Annotated in this window: 17 protein-coding genes; 13 read left to right on the top strand and 4 right to left on the bottom strand. The window is 32.1% G+C overall.

From position 1 onward, the window contains the following. Positions 1-9: 9 nt before the first annotated feature. The 12 genes from BKM32_RS03920 (at position 10) to BKM32_RS03865 (ending at position 12,954) form a co-directional block, all read left to right on the top strand. Entirely contained in the window at positions 10-1,551 is a 1,542-nt protein-coding gene (locus BKM32_RS03920) for an aldolase catalytic domain-containing protein (RefSeq protein ID WP_076662617.1), read from the top strand. Then, positions 1,548-2,285: a 3-deoxy-manno-octulosonate cytidylyltransferase gene (locus BKM32_RS03915; RefSeq protein ID WP_076662616.1), complete on the top strand. Its 738-nt coding sequence runs from the start codon at positions 1,548-1,550 to the stop codon at positions 2,283-2,285. Before BKM32_RS03920 ends, BKM32_RS03915 begins: the two co-directional genes overlap by 4 nt. Next, positions 2,282-2,905, top strand: a complete 624-nt coding sequence (locus tag BKM32_RS03910; RefSeq protein ID WP_076662615.1) for an HAD family hydrolase — start codon at positions 2,282-2,284, stop codon at positions 2,903-2,905. The genes BKM32_RS03915 and BKM32_RS03910 overlap by 4 nt, the downstream gene beginning before the upstream one ends. A gap of 63 nt (positions 2,906-2,968) precedes the next feature. After that, a complete protein-coding gene (locus BKM32_RS03905) occupies positions 2,969-3,520 on the top strand; it encodes a hypothetical protein (RefSeq protein ID WP_123812054.1) in 552 nt (183 codons plus the stop codon). Positions 3,521-3,550: 30 nt separating this feature from the next. Continuing rightward, a complete protein-coding gene (locus BKM32_RS03900; RefSeq protein WP_076662613.1) occupies positions 3,551-4,981 on the top strand; it encodes a polysaccharide biosynthesis C-terminal domain-containing protein in 1,431 nt (476 codons plus the stop codon). Positions 4,982-5,022: 41 nt separating this feature from the next. Continuing rightward, positions 5,023-6,000: a polysialyltransferase family glycosyltransferase gene (locus BKM32_RS03895; protein ID WP_123812053.1), complete on the top strand. Its 978-nt coding sequence runs from the start codon at positions 5,023-5,025 to the stop codon at positions 5,998-6,000. After that, positions 5,963-6,850, top strand: coding sequence for a glycosyltransferase family 2 protein (locus tag BKM32_RS03890; RefSeq protein WP_076662611.1), 888 nt, complete (start codon positions 5,963-5,965; stop codon positions 6,848-6,850). The genes BKM32_RS03895 and BKM32_RS03890 overlap by 38 nt, the downstream gene beginning before the upstream one ends. A gap of 50 nt (positions 6,851-6,900) precedes the next feature. After that, the gene (locus BKM32_RS03885; RefSeq protein WP_076662610.1) at positions 6,901-8,040 is read left to right on the top strand and encodes an O-antigen ligase; all 1,140 of its coding nucleotides are present in this window, start codon (positions 6,901-6,903) and stop codon (positions 8,038-8,040) included. Next, positions 8,006-9,124 carry a DUF1972 domain-containing protein gene (locus BKM32_RS03880; RefSeq protein ID WP_371328803.1) on the top strand — a complete coding sequence of 373 codons (1,119 nt, stop codon included), beginning with the start codon at positions 8,006-8,008 and terminating at the stop codon, positions 9,122-9,124. Before BKM32_RS03885 ends, BKM32_RS03880 begins: the two co-directional genes overlap by 35 nt. Then, positions 9,117-10,385 carry an O-antigen ligase gene (locus tag BKM32_RS03875; protein ID WP_076662609.1) on the top strand — a complete coding sequence of 423 codons (1,269 nt, stop codon included), beginning with the start codon at positions 9,117-9,119 and terminating at the stop codon, positions 10,383-10,385. The genes BKM32_RS03880 and BKM32_RS03875 overlap by 8 nt, the downstream gene beginning before the upstream one ends. Then, positions 10,375-11,505 carry a hypothetical protein gene (locus BKM32_RS03870; RefSeq protein ID WP_076662608.1) on the top strand — a complete coding sequence of 377 codons (1,131 nt, stop codon included), beginning with the start codon at positions 10,375-10,377 and terminating at the stop codon, positions 11,503-11,505. Before BKM32_RS03875 ends, BKM32_RS03870 begins: the two co-directional genes overlap by 11 nt. A gap of 90 nt (positions 11,506-11,595) precedes the next feature. Continuing rightward, positions 11,596-12,954 (top strand): undecaprenyl-phosphate glucose phosphotransferase, encoded by a 1,359-nt coding sequence (locus tag BKM32_RS03865; protein WP_076663044.1) that lies wholly within the window; start codon positions 11,596-11,598, stop codon positions 12,952-12,954. Here the strand turns inward: BKM32_RS03865 and BKM32_RS03860 are convergent. From BKM32_RS03860 to BKM32_RS03850, 3 genes are read right to left on the bottom strand one after another with little or no spacing between them, the layout of a single operon-like run. Further along, a complete protein-coding gene (locus BKM32_RS03860) occupies positions 12,951-14,201 on the bottom strand; it encodes a glycosyltransferase family 4 protein (protein ID WP_253187399.1) in 1,251 nt (416 codons plus the stop codon). The two genes, BKM32_RS03865 and BKM32_RS03860, sit on opposite strands and share 4 nt — an antisense overlap. After that, positions 14,114-15,208 (bottom strand): non-hydrolyzing UDP-N-acetylglucosamine 2-epimerase, encoded by a 1,095-nt coding sequence (gene wecB / locus BKM32_RS03855; protein ID WP_076662606.1) that lies wholly within the window; start codon positions 15,206-15,208, stop codon positions 14,114-14,116. Before wecB ends, BKM32_RS03860 begins: the two co-directional genes overlap by 88 nt. After that, positions 15,205-16,524, bottom strand: a complete 1,320-nt coding sequence (locus BKM32_RS03850; RefSeq protein ID WP_076662605.1) for a phenylacetate--CoA ligase family protein — start codon at positions 16,522-16,524, stop codon at positions 15,205-15,207. The genes wecB and BKM32_RS03850 overlap by 4 nt, the downstream gene beginning before the upstream one ends. Before the next feature lie 83 nt (positions 16,525-16,607). Here BKM32_RS03850 and purD point away from each other — a divergent pair, with 83 nt between their 5' ends. Beyond that, positions 16,608-17,879, top strand: coding sequence for a phosphoribosylamine--glycine ligase (purD, locus tag BKM32_RS03845; RefSeq protein ID WP_076662604.1), 1,272 nt, complete (start codon positions 16,608-16,610; stop codon positions 17,877-17,879). On the opposite strand, the gene BKM32_RS03840 is transcribed toward purD, so the two are convergent. Beyond that, positions 17,874-18,101: a hypothetical protein gene (locus tag BKM32_RS03840; RefSeq protein WP_053976499.1), complete on the bottom strand. Its 228-nt coding sequence runs from the start codon at positions 18,099-18,101 to the stop codon at positions 17,874-17,876. The genes purD and BKM32_RS03840 overlap by 6 nt on opposite strands. Between the last annotated feature and the right edge of the window lie 13 nt (positions 18,102-18,114).

Raw genomic sequence — 18,114 nt, 5'->3', positions numbered from 1 at the left:
GAAAATTGTATGATTTTACTCGATTGTACCCTTCGAGATGGGGGGTATTATACTAATTGGGATTTTGATGGAGCATTGGTCGAGGAATATGCCATTGCCATGGAAAATTTACCAATAAATTATGTTGAAGTTGGCTACAGAAGCATTCCTTTGAAAGGATATTTAGGCCAGTATTATTACTGTCCTGAATATGTATTAAGGCAGCTGAAAACATTAATGCCATCTAAGGAGTTGACAATCATTTTAAATGAGAAGGATATTCGAGTTGAGCATGTGCAAAATGGTTTGTTGGAAAGTGCAAAACCATACGTGTCCATGGTGAGAATGGCAATTGATCCAAAAAATATTTTAAGGGCAATTGAATTGGCTAAGGTGGTGAAAGCTGAAGGATTTAAAGTAGCATTCAATGTTATGTATATGTCCAATTGGAAGAATGACGGTTCTTTTTTGGATTTGCTGGAAGGTTTGGAGAATACTGTTGATTATTTTTATATGGTAGACTCTTATGGAGGTGTAATGCCAGAGGATGTTAAGGAAATAGTTCAGTTGGTAAAGTCTAAAACTCAAGTGCCTTTAGGGTTTCATGGCCATGATAATTTAGAAATGGCTTTGATTAATACCATTACAGCTTTGCAGGAAGGATGTGAAATTGTAGATGCCACGATTACAGGAATGGGTAGAGGAGCAGGTAACCTAAAAACAGAGTTATTGCTGACATATCTTGAGAGCTCAAGAAAATTACCGGTTTCTTATAGATATTTAAGTAAAGTAGTTCATGAGTTTGAAGAACTTAGAAAGCAATATCAATGGGGGACTAGTTTGCCGTATATGTTTTCTGGTGCCAAATCGTTGCCTCAAAAGCAAGTGATGGAATGGGTGGGGATGAACCGATACCCACTTGGCCATATTATTAACGCATTGAATAATCAAAAACAGGAATTAGAGGACAACTTGAAATTACCGGTTTTAGAAAAGTCTAAAAGTTATGCAAAGGCAATTATTCTTGGCGGAGGGAAAACAGCTAGAGACCATAAAGTGGCTATTCAGAAATTTCTTGAAAACCCACAGAATGAAGCAATACTCATTCATGCAGGGGCAAGAAATATTAAAGAATATGCTAGTGTAGCTTGTGACCAAGTTTTTGGTTTGGTAGGTTCTGAAAGTGATAAAGTTTTAAAGGATATTCCAAATGATACTACTGTTAAAATCACTTGTGTGTATCCCCCATTTCCAAGACCTATGGGGACTTCGATCTCAGAAGATATTTATAAGTTGGCCAAGGAACTTCACAATATTGAATTTACGAAGGTTACTACCGACTCTCCTATGGCAATTGCCATACAAGCGGCCATAGATTTAGGGGCAGAGGAGTTATACTTTGTGGGGTTTGATGGATATGATGTGAATATGAATCAAAACCAATTCGTGATTGCCAATGAAAATCAACAAGTCATTGACGATGCCGTTAATATTGAGGGTGTTACAATAAAAACATTTACACCAACAAAATATCAAAATTTGGAAATTGTTTCATTGTATAGTTTTTTATGAAGTGCATAGGAATTATACCCGCAAGATATAAATCATCCCGTTATCCAGGTAAACCATTGGTTGAGATACTCGGTGTCCCAATGATAATTCGAGTAGCTGAAATCGTGGCTAAAGCATTAGGAAAGGAAAATACATTTGTAGCTACGGAAGATAATAGAATTAAGGATGTGGTAGAGCGGTATGGATTTAAAGCAGTGATGACCTCAGATGGTTGCTTGACTGGAACAGATAGGGTATGGGAAGTAGCTCAACAAATAGACGCTGATATTTATTTGAATATTCAGGGCGATGAGCCAGTTTTGAATCCTCAAGATATTTTAAATATTGCTGAGCAGAAAATACGATTTCCTAATCATGTTATTAATGGAATGATCAATTTGGATGCAAATGAGGATCCAAACAACATTAATTTGCCTAAGGTTTTAGTAAATGTGAATAATGATCTCGTTTACATGTCTCGTTTACCCATTCCTGGAATTAAGGATGATTCAAGAGTAAAACCTACTTATAAAAAGCAAGTTTGTATCTATGCATTTAATTATAATGAGTTGAAATCTTTCGGAGAGTCTGCTGAAAAAGCATATTATGAGCAGTTTGAGGATATAGAAATATTGCGCTTTTTTGATTTCTCAATCCCCATTAAAATGGTAGAAACCACCTCGAGTTCCTTGGCTGTTGACGTACCGGAGGATGTTGAAAAAGTAGAACAGTTTATTAAGGGGAATTTAAAATGATACAAACAGTACTTTGGGATTTTGACGGGGTTATTTTAGATTCTATGTCAGTTAGGGATAGGGGTTTTGAAGAAATATTTAAAGACTTCTCAAGTGATCAGGTGTCACAATTAATAAAATATCATAGAATTAATGGAGGGCTTTCTCGATATGTTAAAATCAGGCACTTCTATGAAGAAATTTTAGGTAGAGAGATTTCGGATGCAGAAGTCATGGCATATGCAAAGGAGTTTTCAAAATTAATGAAGAAAGAACTTACCAATCCTAAGAATTTGATAATGGATTCGGTAAATTTTATCAAAGAGAATTATCAAAAATATAATTTTCATATTGTTTCAGGATCAGATCAAGAAGAGCTTAGGTTTCTATGCAAAGAACTGGATTTGACCTCTTATTTTATATCAATTCACGGTTCTCCAACACCAAAGAAATTGTTGGTTGAAAATTTGATGGGATTACATGGATATGAAAAAGGGAATACTTGTTTGATAGGAGATTCTATAAATGATTTGGAGGCTGCACAAAGGAATGACATTGCTTTTTTTGGGTACAATAATATTGAATTGTCTAAGTTTGATTTTATGTACATTAATAGTTTTGTGGATTTAGAGAAGCTGTAAATCCAAAATAAATTTCTGCATAAGGCATTGTGCGATTTTCTTATGTTTAAAATGAATTATTATATGAGATTATTTTTTTTGATTTTTTGTTTTGTTTTTTTTTATTCATGTAAATCTGAAAAAAAGGAAACTAAAGCAATAGAAGCACCTAACAATTCCTTTGTTATAAATGATGAGGTTGAAGGTAATTTGTATTTTGAAATTATTCTTGAAGTTCTTGTAACGAAGGATGATAAATTTCATCTATTTTATAAAGACCTTAACGATACTGAATATTCTTCAGAAAGAGTTGTTGAAAGGATTGTCAAAGGGTCTGAAAATTTACAAACGATTGTTTTTTCAATTCCAGAGGAAGTTATACCTAATGGATTAAGATTAGATGTAGGAGTTAATTTTTCTCAAGAACCAATTTTTTTGAAAAATCTTAAAATCAGATATGACAAGAAAGAGTTTTATTTTAATGATGGTAAATTTGAACAGTTATTTAGACCCAACAAATTTATTAGTTATGATAGTTTAGATCAAATAATTTTTACGCAGTCTATTGATGGAATTTACGACCCTAATTTTGTCTCAATCAATTTAGAAGATATAGTATTTTCTATGATAGATTAGGCAATTTATTTTTTAAATTAATGATTTATAATGCCAATTAATAATAAAGTTCTTTTTTCTATCTCCAATACTATAAGAACTTTTGAGGTTCTATTAATTTCCGTTTTTTTATCTAGGTTTTTTTTGGATAAAAATCAATTGGGAGAATTATTGCAAATTATTTTTGTGTCCTCAATTTTAGTAACTGTTGTTTCGGGATTACCTCTTTCCCTAAATTATTTTTACGGGAAATATGATAATTATCAAGAAAAGAAATCCTTATTTGGTAAATTCATCTTGATGATTTTTTTGGCTGCCATATTTCTTAGTGTTGTGATCTATTTATTTAAAAATAATATTAGTATAAATTTTAAAAACGAGTCTTTTATAAAATATATATATGTAATTATATGCTATTACTGTGTTAAAATTATTAACACAATTTTTCCTAATTACCATTATTTAGTTGATAAACTGGCAAAATACTTATTTCTTTATTCCATTACTTCTGTATTCCTTTTTGGATGTTTTTTTTACAATTATTTAAAGGGGGATTTTGAAATAAAGACAATCCTTTTTCAACTTGTTTTTGTTGAAGTTTTAAGGTTAATAATTAACCTTTTTATTATTAATAAAAGTGAAATTAAATTAAACTTTGAAACATTTAACATAAATGAATTAGTATACATTGGGACAATATCTATAGGGGTTATTTTAGGAGCTGTTAGTTTATATGTAGACAAGTATTTAATTGCGTTACTTTTAGATCCCACGGATTTTGTTTATTATCAAAATGGTGCCATAAACCTTCCTTTTGTCAATATAATTACTAGCTCTTTGTTTATTGCTTTAATTCCTATTTTTGCAGAACTTCATCTGAAGAATGAAATAAATGAATTAGTCATTAAACTGAAAGAAACCATAATGAAAAGTTCTTTTTTTTTAATTCCAATTTTGGTATACTGTTTTTTTGAGGCAATACCCTTGGTTGAGTTTTTGTATGGAGATGATTTTAAGATGTCAGGAGAGGTCTTTAAAATTTACATATTAAGATATTTACTTAGTGTTATGGCGTTCTCTATTTTTATGGGGAGTATAGGGTTGGAAAAAAAATCTAATTTTATAATATTTTTGAGTGCAATCATTGGTTTGGGATTGAATATTATTTTAATCCCAATTTATGGAGTTAAAGGTGCGGCGTGGGCAACGGTAGCTGCAAGTTTTATTACTATTGGGGTGTCATTATATTTTATCAGCAAAAGGTTAGATTTAGATATTATAAGTTTTTTTCCTTTTAGGCATTACTTTATTGTTGTCTTAATATCCATAACTACTTACTTGCCATTTTTTGTTTTAAATAAAAATTTAGAAATGAAGATGGTAGTCGTTGTTTTATCTGTTATTTATTATTTAACCTCCTTATTTTTTTTAAATCTTAGATTTAAACTTTTCGATTTAAAAAAGGTTTTAGTAAAAATCTAAACATGCACGTTTTTTATATCCATAGCCATATAACTTATGTTTTGGCTCAGCTCTTTATTAACCACCATGATTTAAAAAATGAAGATATTAGGTATATCACGTCTAGAGGTTATCAATTGAACAGCGTTGGGAGAGTTTATGATATTGCAGAATTTTATAATTATCTTGAGTCTGAAGGAAAAGTAAATAAAATATTTTATTTAAAAAAAAGGGTTGAAATTTTAGATGGTAATATTAACAGTTTGGTAGAAAACAAACAATTTCGAGTTTACCTTCCTCAATTTAATCATTCCTTGTTTCAAATTATTGCGAGCCATAGGTTATGTGAAAAAGTTGTGTTAGTAGAGGAGGGAATCACGTCATACAAATTAGACGAAAGGTTATATAAGAAAGTAAATATAAAATTTAGCCAAATTTTATCTCTATTTTATTCAAATAGGTTCTTATTCAAAAACAAGCATTACTGTCCTTATCCTGAAAATAAATTTGAGTATGCTATTTGCATTAATGAAGAATGTTTTCCCTATATCAGCAACAAAAGGGTGTTAGAAATCAAGAGCCAAATTGTAGATAATTATCGGAATTATATTAATAGTAAAGATGCAGTTTTGATTTTGGACTCGTTTAAAGAGCGTGCCAAAATCAAGGATGAGGATTATTTGAAAATAATTAGAGAGACATTAGAGCTTCTAAAGACGGAATTCGATAGATTATATGTTAAGTTTCATCCGGAGCAAGGTGGGGATATTCGAAGTAAGACATTGAAATTCATTGAGAGTGAATTTAACTATAGTAGAGTTATATGTCTTAAGGATTCTTGTATTTTAGAATTTGAGTTTTTGAAGTCAAAGAACCTAACAGTAATTGGTATGCACACATCTCTTTTGTATTATGCTAAACTTTTTGGACATAATGTAATATCCAGTATTAAGATAACATCTAAACTTCCAGAAATATCCGACTACATTGATCACGTGATGGATGAACGGCAAAAAAAAGAATATTTTAACTATGAATGAGCAGAGTTGTGATGTAAGTATAGTGTGTGCTAATTATAATAATGGAAAATATTTACATGAGTTTATATCGAGTGTGATCAACTCTACTTTTTTACCGAAAGAGTTAATTATTGTCGACGATGGCTCAACAGATGAGTCTAAAGAGATACTTCAAACTTATAAGCTTCCATACTTAAAAGTTATTGGTTTAGGTAGAAATGAGGGGTTTGCAAACGCTCTTAATCATGGGATAAATGAAGCAACTTCAAAGTATATTTTACGAGTAGATCCAGATGATATATTGGACAAGAAGAGGATTGAAAAACAGTTTATGTTTTTAGAAAGTAATTGTGGTATTGACCTTATAGGTAGCAATGTTGTTTACTTCAATGAAAATCTATTTAATGTAGTTGGGAGTTCTAATTTTCCAGAAGAAGGACCGGACATTTATAAAAGATATGTAAATGGCGAACATGGTCTTTTGCATGGTACAGTCATGGGTAAAAGCACTTTCTTTAAAAAACACTTGTATAGACAGAATAATGTTCCAGCCGAAGATTATGATATTTTTTCAAGAATGATGGAGGATGGCGCAAAGGCACAAAATAGTTTAGAAAAACTTACTTTTGTAAGAATTCATGTTAATAGTGTTTCGAATTCTTTACCTTTTAGTACTGTTAAAATGACTTATCAATTAAGGGATGAAATTTTTAAATCTAAGACTCCTTTTGTTAAAATTATTATTAATTATCTTAGTTTAAGATACTACAGAAAGTTTTATTTTGAAAAACAGTTGCTAAAAAGAGTTGTTTTTTTAGGGATTTCAAGTGCTTTTAGGCCAGATAAAGTAATAAGAAAATTTTTCGGATGATACTGGATAAGAGGTCTGTAATATTTATACTATATGTCATAGTATTTACAATGGATAGCGTTCTAAATTATTTTTTTGATGTGCCGCTATTTGTATTGTCCTTAATGCTTTATTGTGGATTGTTAACCATACCAGGATTTTTTTCTATTAAAAATTACAAGGATTTTTTAATAGTGCTTTTTTGTTTTTCAATTTCATTTTGTTTTAATTTAATAAAAGAGGGGTTTTATAAGGAGTCATTATCTGATTACTTGTTTATAATATCTTTTTTTGGATCATTTTACTTGTTTTCGGATTTAAAGCATTTTAAGCCTGAAAAAAAGTTGATTTCTTTCTTCCTAATTTGCTCACTTTTTTTGTTTTTAGCAACTTTTGCTGGTTTTGACAAAAATATTTGGGGAAATACTATAGGGCTTAAGACCGATGATATTGAGTTTAGTCGATCTTACCGTCAAGGCTTTTTTAGAAAGTCCCACATAGCCTCTTATTTTTTCACTTTTATACTACTATATTTTTTTAACAGATTTAAGGTTAATGGAGCACATAAATTCAAATATGCATTTTTGGCAATTCCATTAGTCTCAATTATTTTTTTAACGGGATCTAGAACATCAATCGTAGTAATCTTATTGGGCTTATTTATGTATTATTTTAAAGCTAAATTTTTAAAATATTTAATCGCATTGGCATCATTTTTAGTATTCGTTGTTGTTTTTATCGATAAAATATTAGTACTATTCAGTAATACAGTTGTATACCAGTATCTCACAATAATAAAAACTATAAGCTCCAACTTTGGTAGGCTTTCTAGGGTTATAATTTGGTCTTCTTGGTGGCAAGAAGTGAGAACATTTGGTTTGTTTGACTTTATTTTTGGTAGAGGGTTTAATTCTTCAATAGAAGCTAATTGGAAAAACGTTTCATATTCAATTTGGTTTCACAATGATTTTTTAAGTATCTCTTATTCTTATGGAATTTTGCCACTTATTTTATATGTAGTATTATTTGTAAACATATTTAAAAAGCATAAGGAGGTTATTCGGAATAATATTTTTATTTTTTTAGCATTTTCTAGTTTATGGTTATCGGCTTTTTTTAATGGGTTTTATTATTATTTCACAATTTTATTATTATACTTATTTTACGCAATGATATATGAAAAAAATGAGGTTGGCGATATTAGGTACTAGGGGTGTGCCTAATAATCACGGTGGATTTGAACAATTTGCAGAGTATTTTTCACTTTATATGGCCAAAAAGGGACATGATGTAAGTGTTTTTAATTCTCATACCCATCCTTACCAGTCTCAAGAGTGGAATGGTGTTAAAATTATTCATATGAATGATCCAGAGGATAGGGTTGGAACTATAGGGCAGTTTTTTTATGATTTAAATTGTATTAATTATTGTCGAAAGGTTCATTTTGATGTTATATTACAACTTGGTTATACAAGTAGTTCAATTTGGAGAAAACTTCTTCCAAAAAAATCGCTGATTATTACTAACATGGATGGGTTAGAATGGAAAAGATCTAAATATAAAAAACCTGTCAGGAAGTTCTTAAAATATGCAGAGAATTTGGCTGTAAAAAGTAGCGATTATTTAGTTTCAGACTCTATTGGTATACAAGATTATATAAGGGAGAAATATGACAAGGAATCAAAATACATCGCATATGGTGCCGATGTTTTTGAAGAACCAAATTTTGAGATTCTGGATTTATATAATGTTAAGCCATTTTGTTATAATATGTTAGTAGCGAGGTTTGAACCAGAAAATAATATTGAGGCTATCTTGGACGGAGTAAGTTTATCAAGAAGGAAAGAAATTTTCCTCGTTATCGGTAAGCATAATATTAATAAATTTGGTAGTTATTTGAAAAATAAATATAAAAACCATGAGCACATTAAATTTATTGGAGGTGTGTACAATTTGGAACATCTAAATAATTTAAGATATTATTCTCGATTTTATTTCCATGGACATTCTGTTGGAGGGACTAATCCTTCTTTATTAGAAGCTATGGCTTCCGGCGCATTGATTGTAGCAAATGACAATGTTTTTAATAAAAGTATTTTAAAAGAAAATGCTTTATACTTTCAGGACCATAAAGATGTTTTAAACATTATAGAAACTGAAAATATTTTTGACAGAAACAAAGAGAATTTTAAAAAGAATAATTTTAATGAGGTAAAAATGAACTTTAATTGGGACTTAATAAATTTTCAATATGAAGAGTTTTTAGTGTCAAAATTGAAGGAATACAATGGGTAAAATAAAATCTATTGGAATAGTAAATATTTTATTTGCATTTGTGCTTATCTCGTTTGTACTTCCTCCACAAATATTAAATCCCATTTGTTTAGGGATACTATTTAGTTTTGGCTTGGTTAGAAAAGTTATAACTAGGAAAAATTTTGAGACTAATCATTTCAATAAGGTTTCCTTCTATTTTATTTTTTACTTCGTAATCCTTTTGTCATCTTTATTGTATTCTGAAGATTTAAGGAAAGGAATTGGTGTAATTGGAGGTTCTTTATCCTATTTTATAGTTCCTTTTATACCTTTGTTTTTCTCCAAGGAGGATGTTGATTTGAAGTTTATAACAAAATTCTATTTGAATTTAATTTGTATACTTTTTTTTGTTCTTTTTTTTGTTGCAGTATATAAAAATTATCAAGAAGGCTATACTTTGGAATATGTCTTAAATAGTTTGAGTGGAACAGATGTCATAGAAACAGGGAAATATAGGTATATTAATTATTGGTATTTTATATATGATAAATTTGCCTCACCAATAGACATGCAGCCTATTTATTTGGGGATGTTCACTAATCTTGCTCTAGTTTTTCTGCTTTTTTCTAAAGGTGATATAAAAGAGGTTTTTTTTAATATCAAATTGGGAATATTAAGTTGTTTTATTTTGCTACTAGCATCCAGATCTCAAATATTAATTTTCATTTTTAATTATTTAATTTTTATTGTTTTTTTTGATAAATCCAAATTTTGGGATAAAATTCCATTTTTAATGTTCTTTCCAACAATTTTTTTTGCACTTGCTTTTACAAACCCTGTTATGCGTACTAGAATCAGTGAAGCATTTTCTTATAAAGAAGCATTTTATGAAGATAGTTTTGGAGGGACATCACTAAGGATCAAGAAATGGAAAAGTGCCGTTAGGACTATAAAAAACAGTCCGTTTATTGGATTTGGTGTTGGTGATGGGAAAAACGAATTGATGAAACAATATAAAATAGATAAATTTTATTTAGGTTATTACAATAAGTTTAATGCTCATAACCAGTATTTGGATACTGTATTATATGTGGGGGTTTTTGGTTTAATAGCAATATTTTTAATTTTTTACTATTCCTATGTGGATTCTGTAGATAATCCTGTTTTATTGTTTATATCGAACATATTTGGGATTGGTTTTATTACGGAATCAATGCTTAATAGGCAATGGGGCATCATTGCTTTTGCTTTTTTCTTAATTATCTTCTCAACATTTAAATTAAATAAAAGTGATAGCTGAAAAAGTTGCTCCTTTTCTTGTAAAGATAATTTTAATAATTGTGTTTGTAGTTGATGGGATTACAAAATATCTGTTGCATTATTCAAATTATAGTTTTAATATTTTGCCTAATAGGATAGTTAAATTATTGATAGTTTTATTGTCAATAATTTATCTGTTTTCTTTTTGGGGAAAGATCACCAAAGTAATTGTCAGAGTTGGTTTTTTGTTTTTATCTCTTCTGTTTGTTTTTGGATTAAACTCTTTTCTTTACGGATTTGATTTTAACTACTTTATTAAGTATTGTTGTTTTTTCTTATTTAGTATATTCTTTTTTGGAAAAATTGATGATTTATACTGGTTAAAGAATGTTGTTAGCACATTTCGATATATAGTAATAATTAATTTTCTTTTTATTGTTATTGGTATACTTACAGACATCCACCTTTTTAAAACTTATTATAGTCGTTTTGGTTACAATGGTTTGTTGATTACTTCAATGCAATCAACGTATATTTATATAACTGCTATTGTCCTTGCCATAAAAAGCAAGGATAAGGTTTTTTTTCTAATTAGTGTATTGTCTTCATTGGTTGTAGGAACTAAGATTTTATTGGGTTTTTTATTCCTTGTTGGACTTTATTTTATTTGGGTTAAAATAAGGAATAAAAAAATTGGACTAAGTTTACTAATGAGCCTTGTTATAATAGCTGTTTATTCTTTTTTTCTTTTGTTTAAGCAGGAGAGGTTTAAAGATATTATTGAAAATGAAGGAATATTGACTGCAGTGTTTTCTTATAGAAATGATAAATTGATTAAAGTTTTTAATGTAATTAGTGATATTGGGTTTAATATATTTAGTGGTGGAGTGAATTTGGAATATTATAGGGTTGAAATGGAAGTTGTGGATTTAGTGTTATATTTTGGACTAATGGGGCTGATTATATTCTTTTTATTTTTTAAAATATTAAATAATTTTTTTGTTAAGGATTCTTTGGGTCAGTTTTATTTATACGGTATTTTATTATTTGTATTTTTAGGGGGTAATTTCCTCTATTATCCAATCAATTGTTTTGTTTTTTTAATTGGACTCAAAACATTAAGTATGAATCCTGATAATAAAAATGTTATAAGTGTGTGAACAAAGAATTGGATTTTCATTTCTAATCCTACTCAATAAAACAATTCTACTTTACTATTTTTGTAGGAGCAAATTAATTTGTTTACCAATTTGAACACATTTAAGCAGGGAAGATATTCTGGCTACCTAAGGCCTTTATCCTATATAATAGATCTAACTATTATTAATGGATTGGCCATATTTTTATTTTTTCAGCACATAGATCCTTATTTTTTTGTCTTTGTAATTTCATCCTCTTGGATTGTTCTCTCTGTGGCATCCCATTTTTATGAAGTATATCGCTATACTAGGGAGGTGACTATTTTGTCAATGATTATCAAACAATTGGTGCTGTTTGGATTATTGATGTTTGCTTTTTCAGGATATAATTATGAATTCAATTTGCACCCAAAAACAATTATATCCTATGTCTTTAGCGTGTTTTTGTTAATATCAGTATTTAAATTCACGATTTATTACTTGCTGCAAAAGTATCGTGTGTCGTTTGGAGGAAATTTCAGAAATACAGTCATTTTTGGAGCCAATAAAAAAACCTTGGCACTTGAGGGGTTTTTTAATAAAAATCCAGAATATGGTTATAAGCATAAAAAAACCTTTTCTTTCAAGGAGAAAAATTCAAAGGCATTAGAGGAAAGTTTTCAATATGTGTTGGATGAGGGAATTGATGAGATTTATTGTTCTATTTCAGAATTGAGCAATAACCAAATTAATGAAGTCGTAGATTTTGCCGATAACAATCTTAAAATCCTCAAATTTTTACCAGATAATAAGGAAATATACTCTAAGAAATTAAAGTACGAATATTATGATTATATCCCTATTTTGTCCTTGCGGAATATCCCTTTGGAAGAGTCTATAAATATGTTTGTAAAACGTGGGTTTGATATCCTATTCTCAAGTTTAGTGATTGTCTTTATCCTTTCTTGGTTAACTCCATTAATAGCAATTTTAATAAAATTGGAATCCAAAGGACCTGTATTTTTTAAGCAGTCGAGAAATGGATTTAATTATAGGGAATTCGATTGTTATAAGTTTAGGTCGATGATGCCAAATTCTGATGCACATTTGTATCAGGCCACTAGAGGAGATCAACGCGTAACTAAGGTTGGAAAGTTTATTCGGAAAACTAGTATTGACGAATTACCTCAGTTTTTTAATGTATTGTTTGGAGATATGTCGGTGGTTGGACCAAGGCCTCATATGGTTAGCCATACGAATATGTACGCGAAAAGAATTGACAAATTCATGGTGCGCCATTTCGTGAAGCCTGGGATTACAGGACTAGCCCAAATCAGTGGGTATAGGGGCGAAGTGGAAACAGACAAGGATATCATAGGTCGTGTTAAATACGATATCTTTTATATTGAAAACTGGTCTATTTTCTTGGATTTGAAAATCATCTTCAGAACGTTTTTAAATGCGATACAGGGAGAGGAAAAGGCTTACTAAAGTATTTTGCTTAATTCCTCTAATTGCGTATTAAAATCAAAAGCAATTACAGCTTTTTGTTGAATCTCGACTTTATTATTTCGTGAAAGATTGTCTTTGTTTAGAGCTGATATCGCTTTGTTCAAGGATTTATATTCTGCTGCTTCAGCAATCCAGCCTAAGTTGTTTTTACTTATTACCTTTTCACCTTCACCTCCACCAAAATAAATCATTGGAAGGCCTAGTCGCGCATATTCAAAAATCTTTGAAGGGACTGAACCATAAATTCTGTTAAGAAGCGGAATAATGGTGATATCGTATTTCAATAGTTCTCGATGCAAAAGGCTACGCTCAATTTCCCCATGGAATGTAATGGGTAATTCCGAATGGTTCTTGATAAAATCTACAATAGCTTCCTGTTCGGCACCAGCCCCGTAGATATGAAACTCAATATTGGTATAATCCAGTTTGGTACAAAGTTTATGAATGCCTTGAGCAATTCCTAATAAACCCGCATAGACCATCTTGATTTTTGAATTTTCTTGTAAATTGATAGGTATTTCAGGAGGGATAAAATCAGGATAGTTTCTATATAGAAAAGTTTTTTTATTCGGATATATGGAAGTGATGTGCGTTAGAATTTCATTGCTCTGTCCTAATATTAAATTTGCATTTTTATAATTAAAGTGTTCTATCCATTCCAAAAGCCTATAGCTCCAATTCTTTTTAAAAGCTCCAAGTTCCAGACCTGCGATAGGCCATAAATCACTAACATTTAAAATCAATTGACGTTTTTTGTTCCGAAGAAAAAGTATGCAAGTGAAGGCTACTAATAATGGAGGCGATTGTACAATGACCTTTTTGGGAATCTTGTTCCAAATGAAAAACCATATCAAACTAAAGCTATAGGAAAGCATGGCAAACAAGCGCAAGAGTTTATTCTTGGAATTGCTTGCGTAAATCCACAGTCTGTGGACTGTTATTCCGTTTTCTTTTGAAGTGTGCTTAAAATGCTTTTTATAGCCTTCAAAGATTTTGCCTTTGGGGTAGTTTGGGAGTGGCGTGAGTACCGATATACTAAATCCCCTTTTTTGAAGTCCTTCTGCCAAATGAAAAATTCTGTTGGAAGCAGCTCCAGTTTCTGGAGGAAAGTAGTTAGTAATAATTAAAATGTCTTTGCTCAAAGCTGGTAAATATTGATGAGGTGCTCGATGATGCGTTCTGCGGTTTTGCCATCCCATAATTTTGGAATGGTTGTGTTTTTCCATTTGCCGGAAAGAAGAGTTTGGAAGGCAGTTTCAATTTTTTCAGGATCTTTTCCTGCTAAAACATTGGTGCCAAGTTCACAGGTTTCGGGGCGTTCGGTATTTTCTCGCAAGGTTATACAAGGCACATTCATTACGGTGGTTTCTTCAGTAATCCCTCCTGAATCGGTTAATACGGCCAAAGCATGTTTCACCAAAAAATTAAATTCCAAATATCCCAAGGGTTCCACAAAGTAAAGGTTGGAAGCGTTAATGTGCATGGCTTCCAAAACCTGTTTTGTTCGTGGGTGTACTGGAAATATGATAGGGTAATCTTTTCCCAAATTTGTAATAAGAGATAACATCTCGCTTAGTTGTGCCTGTTCGTCTACATTGCTGGGTCTGTGAAGGGTTAAAACCAAATACTTTTTAGCTTCTAGATGTAATTGGCCCCATAACTCTGGCTTTTGAAATCGATCTTCATTTTTTAGAAGTGTATCAATCATCACATTCCCCACAAAAAAGATTTTGCTATTGGGAACCCCTAATTGTGTTAGGTTATTGTTGGCGTATTCTGAAGTAGTAAAAAAGTAATCCGTCAAACTATCGGTGACAATACGGTTGATTTCCTCTGGCATGGTCATGTCTCCAGAACGGATACCTGCCTCTACATGGGCCACACTAATATGTGCTTTTTTGGCCACAATGGTACAGGCCATGGTTGAGGTAACGTCTCCAACTACTAAGACCAAATCACAAGGGTGTTGTTGGAGTTCCTTTTCAAAACCAATCATGATGGCTGCGGTTTGCTCTGCTTGGCTGCCACTTTTAACTTCCAAATTACTGTCTGGAAAAGGTATGTTGAGCGATTCAAAAAAAGTGTCGCTCAAGTTTTTGTCGTAGTGTTGCCCAGTATGTACCAAACGGTAATGGATGTCTTTTCCTGATTGGTTGCTCTTTTGAATAGCCTCAATAATAGGGGCTATTTTCATAAAGTTAGGGCGGGCTCCCGCCACTATAGTAATGGTCATGAATGTTGCTTTACTTGTGATGTAAATTGTTTGAGTTTGCCGCTTTTGGAGCGCACCAAGCGTTCCTTTCTTTCAAATTTTATATGGAGTCCGTTTTCCAAATAACGCTCCATTTGCGATGTGATAATTTTGATTTTTTCTGTGGACAATGGATTGCTACTTACATAAAATATTTTGAACGTATTATGAGTTATCTGTTCTATGACAAATTCCTTAACGTTCCCATCGTCCTCGATAATACTTTTGGTGATATAATAAAAAGTCAAACCAGCAGCGACTTTACCACTTGGCAAAATGGCAAAATCATTGGTTCTTCCTGTTAACTGTTTTAAAATGGGTTTTTGAATGGTGGATTCGGGAGAAAGCGTGCCAATGTCGCCAATATCGTATCTGATAAAGGGATGTGCTTTGTTGTAAAGAGAGGTGATGACGACCCGTCCTTCTCCTCCTAAAGGAACATTTTGGTTGTTCTCATCCAAAATTTCTACAAAAAGGGTTTCGCTATTCACCTGCCATTCTCCTTTTGGATTTTGAAACGCAATTAAATCCAATTCCGAAGCGCCATATTCGTTGACCACTGGAACACCAAATTGCGTTTCCAATAAGGTCTTGTCTGAATCAAATAGCATCTCTGAAGTGACTACACAAGCTTTTAATGTTGGACAAACTGATTTTAAAATAATATTTTTCCTTTGAAGGAACTTGGCAAATTGCACAATGGGGCTGGTATAGCCATTAATGTATTCAAATTTACTTGGCTCAAATTTACTTAGACATTCTTCCAAAGCTTGGTCGCTCATATCGAAAACCGAAAAACGGTAACGATTTCCAAGATAATCCTTAAAGCGTTCTTTATAATAATTTTTTTTGTCCAATGGAATACCATAAAACCTAGCCTGTTTCGAAGCGTTGAAATCCAATCCATGCCATCCAAACCTATTTTGGATTACCGCCCAAGTTAGGGCATGACAGAATTTGTCCTTGGCAAAAATGAAGGGATCCCCCGAAGATCCTGAGGTTTTATTTACATAAACGTCTTTTGTGGCAAATCCTTTAGACAACCGTTGTTCCAAAGGTTGCTGTAGATCCCTTTTGGTCATGATAGGCACTGTGTTCCAATAACTGCCAGAAGCTCTTTTGGCAAATGAGCGATAAAATGGATTGTGCTTTACATGATATTCAAAAATGGCTTGCTTTCTATGGTCTAAATAGGCTTCAAATTCAGGTTCGCTGTACTGCTGAATTTCCTTTAGGGCCATGCGTGCCCTTTGAATGGGAAATCCGTTTAGTTGCAGGGAAAGATCAAATAAATTCAAACGAAAGGCGCCTTAGATGTTTTTGTAAAATAATTATTTTTTAAGCGCAAAAGCAATTATTTTTGCGGCAAACAACAAAGATCATGACTATTTTAATTCTCGGTTCAGGCGGGAGAGAACATACCTTTGCCTGGAAAACAGCCCAAAGCCCTTTATGTACAAAACTTTATGTAGCGCCAGGTAACTCTGGAACTGCCGATATTGCAGAAAACGTAAACATTGGTGTAACCGATTTTCCGGCCATTAAGGAATTGGTGGTTTCTAAAGGAATCGAAATGGTAGTTGTTGGTCCAGAAGACCCTTTGGTACAAGGTGTCCATGATTTCTTTTTGAATGATGAACAGCTTAAAAATGTGCCTGTAATTGGTCCTGAAAAAGCGGCAGCAGAATTGGAAGGAAGCAAGGAATTTGCCAAGGAATTTATGATGCGTCACAACATTCCAACGGCAGCTTACCAAAGTTTCGATGCTAGTACTGTTGAGGAAGGTTTCAAATTCTTGGAATCCTTGCAAGCTCCTTATGTATTGAAAGCCGATGGATTGGCAGCCGGAAAAGGAGTGTTGATTTTGAACGACCTTGAAGAAGCCAAAGCCGAATTGAAAAGCATGTTGGTAGATGCCAAATTTGGAAATGCCAGTGCTAAGGTGGTGATTGAGGAATTTTTGGATGGTATAGAATTGAGCTGTTTTGTTTTGACCGATGGAAAGAATTACAAAATTCTTCCAACGGCAAAGGATTATAAGCGTATTGGAGAAGGGGATACCGGACTTAATACCGGAGGTATGGGAGCTGTTTCCCCAGTGCCGTTTGCTACCGAAGAATTCCTAACCAAGATAGAAGAACGAATTGTTAAGCCTACAGTAGAAGGTCTTCAAAAAGATAACTTGCCTTATAAAGGATTTATCTTTATCGGTTTGATAAAGGTTGGGGATGATCCTAAAGTGATTGAATACAATGTACGAATGGGAGATCCTGAAACCGAAGTGGTGTTGCCGAGACTTAAAAATGATATTGTTGAAATTTTCAATGCCATAGCCAATCAAACCTTGAATGAAATTACCATCGAAATTGATGAACGTGCAGCGACAACCGTAATGTTGGTGTCTGGTGGTTATCCAGAAGGATATGAAAAAGGTAAAGAAATTACTGGGTTAGATCAAGTAGAAGATTCTATTCCGTTTCATGCAGGTGCTGACTATAAAGATGGAAAAGTAGTGACTACAGGAGGGCGTGTGATGGCTATTACCAGCTATGGAAATACGTACAGTGAGGCACTAAAAAAATCTTATCAAAATATAGATAAACTACATTTTGATAAGATGAACTATCGTAAAGATATTGGTTTCGACTTATAGGAAGGAGTGAGAGCTGATGCTCTTATCTTCTTCGTTGTTGTCGTTAAAGGATTTCAATTGTTTCATCCAGTAACCAAAAGCAACAAAACCAATAAGGATAAAAATCCAGGACATTGTGTTGGCTGCGAACCAGTTATCTAATTCTAGAGCTCTTAAGGCATCTAATGGCTTGAAAAGCACATTAACGAATAAATCCTGAATTGCGTAAAAAAAGTCTTTCATGTGGTATAGTTTA

Origin of the sequence: Mangrovimonas sp. DI 80, from assembly GCF_001975575.1 — a bacterium.
GTDB classification, from domain to species: Bacteria; Bacteroidota; Bacteroidia; order Flavobacteriales; family Flavobacteriaceae; genus Mangrovimonas_A; species Mangrovimonas_A xylaniphaga.
Note: the sequence above shows the minus strand (reverse complement) of the source record. Positions and strands in the feature narration are given on the sequence as shown.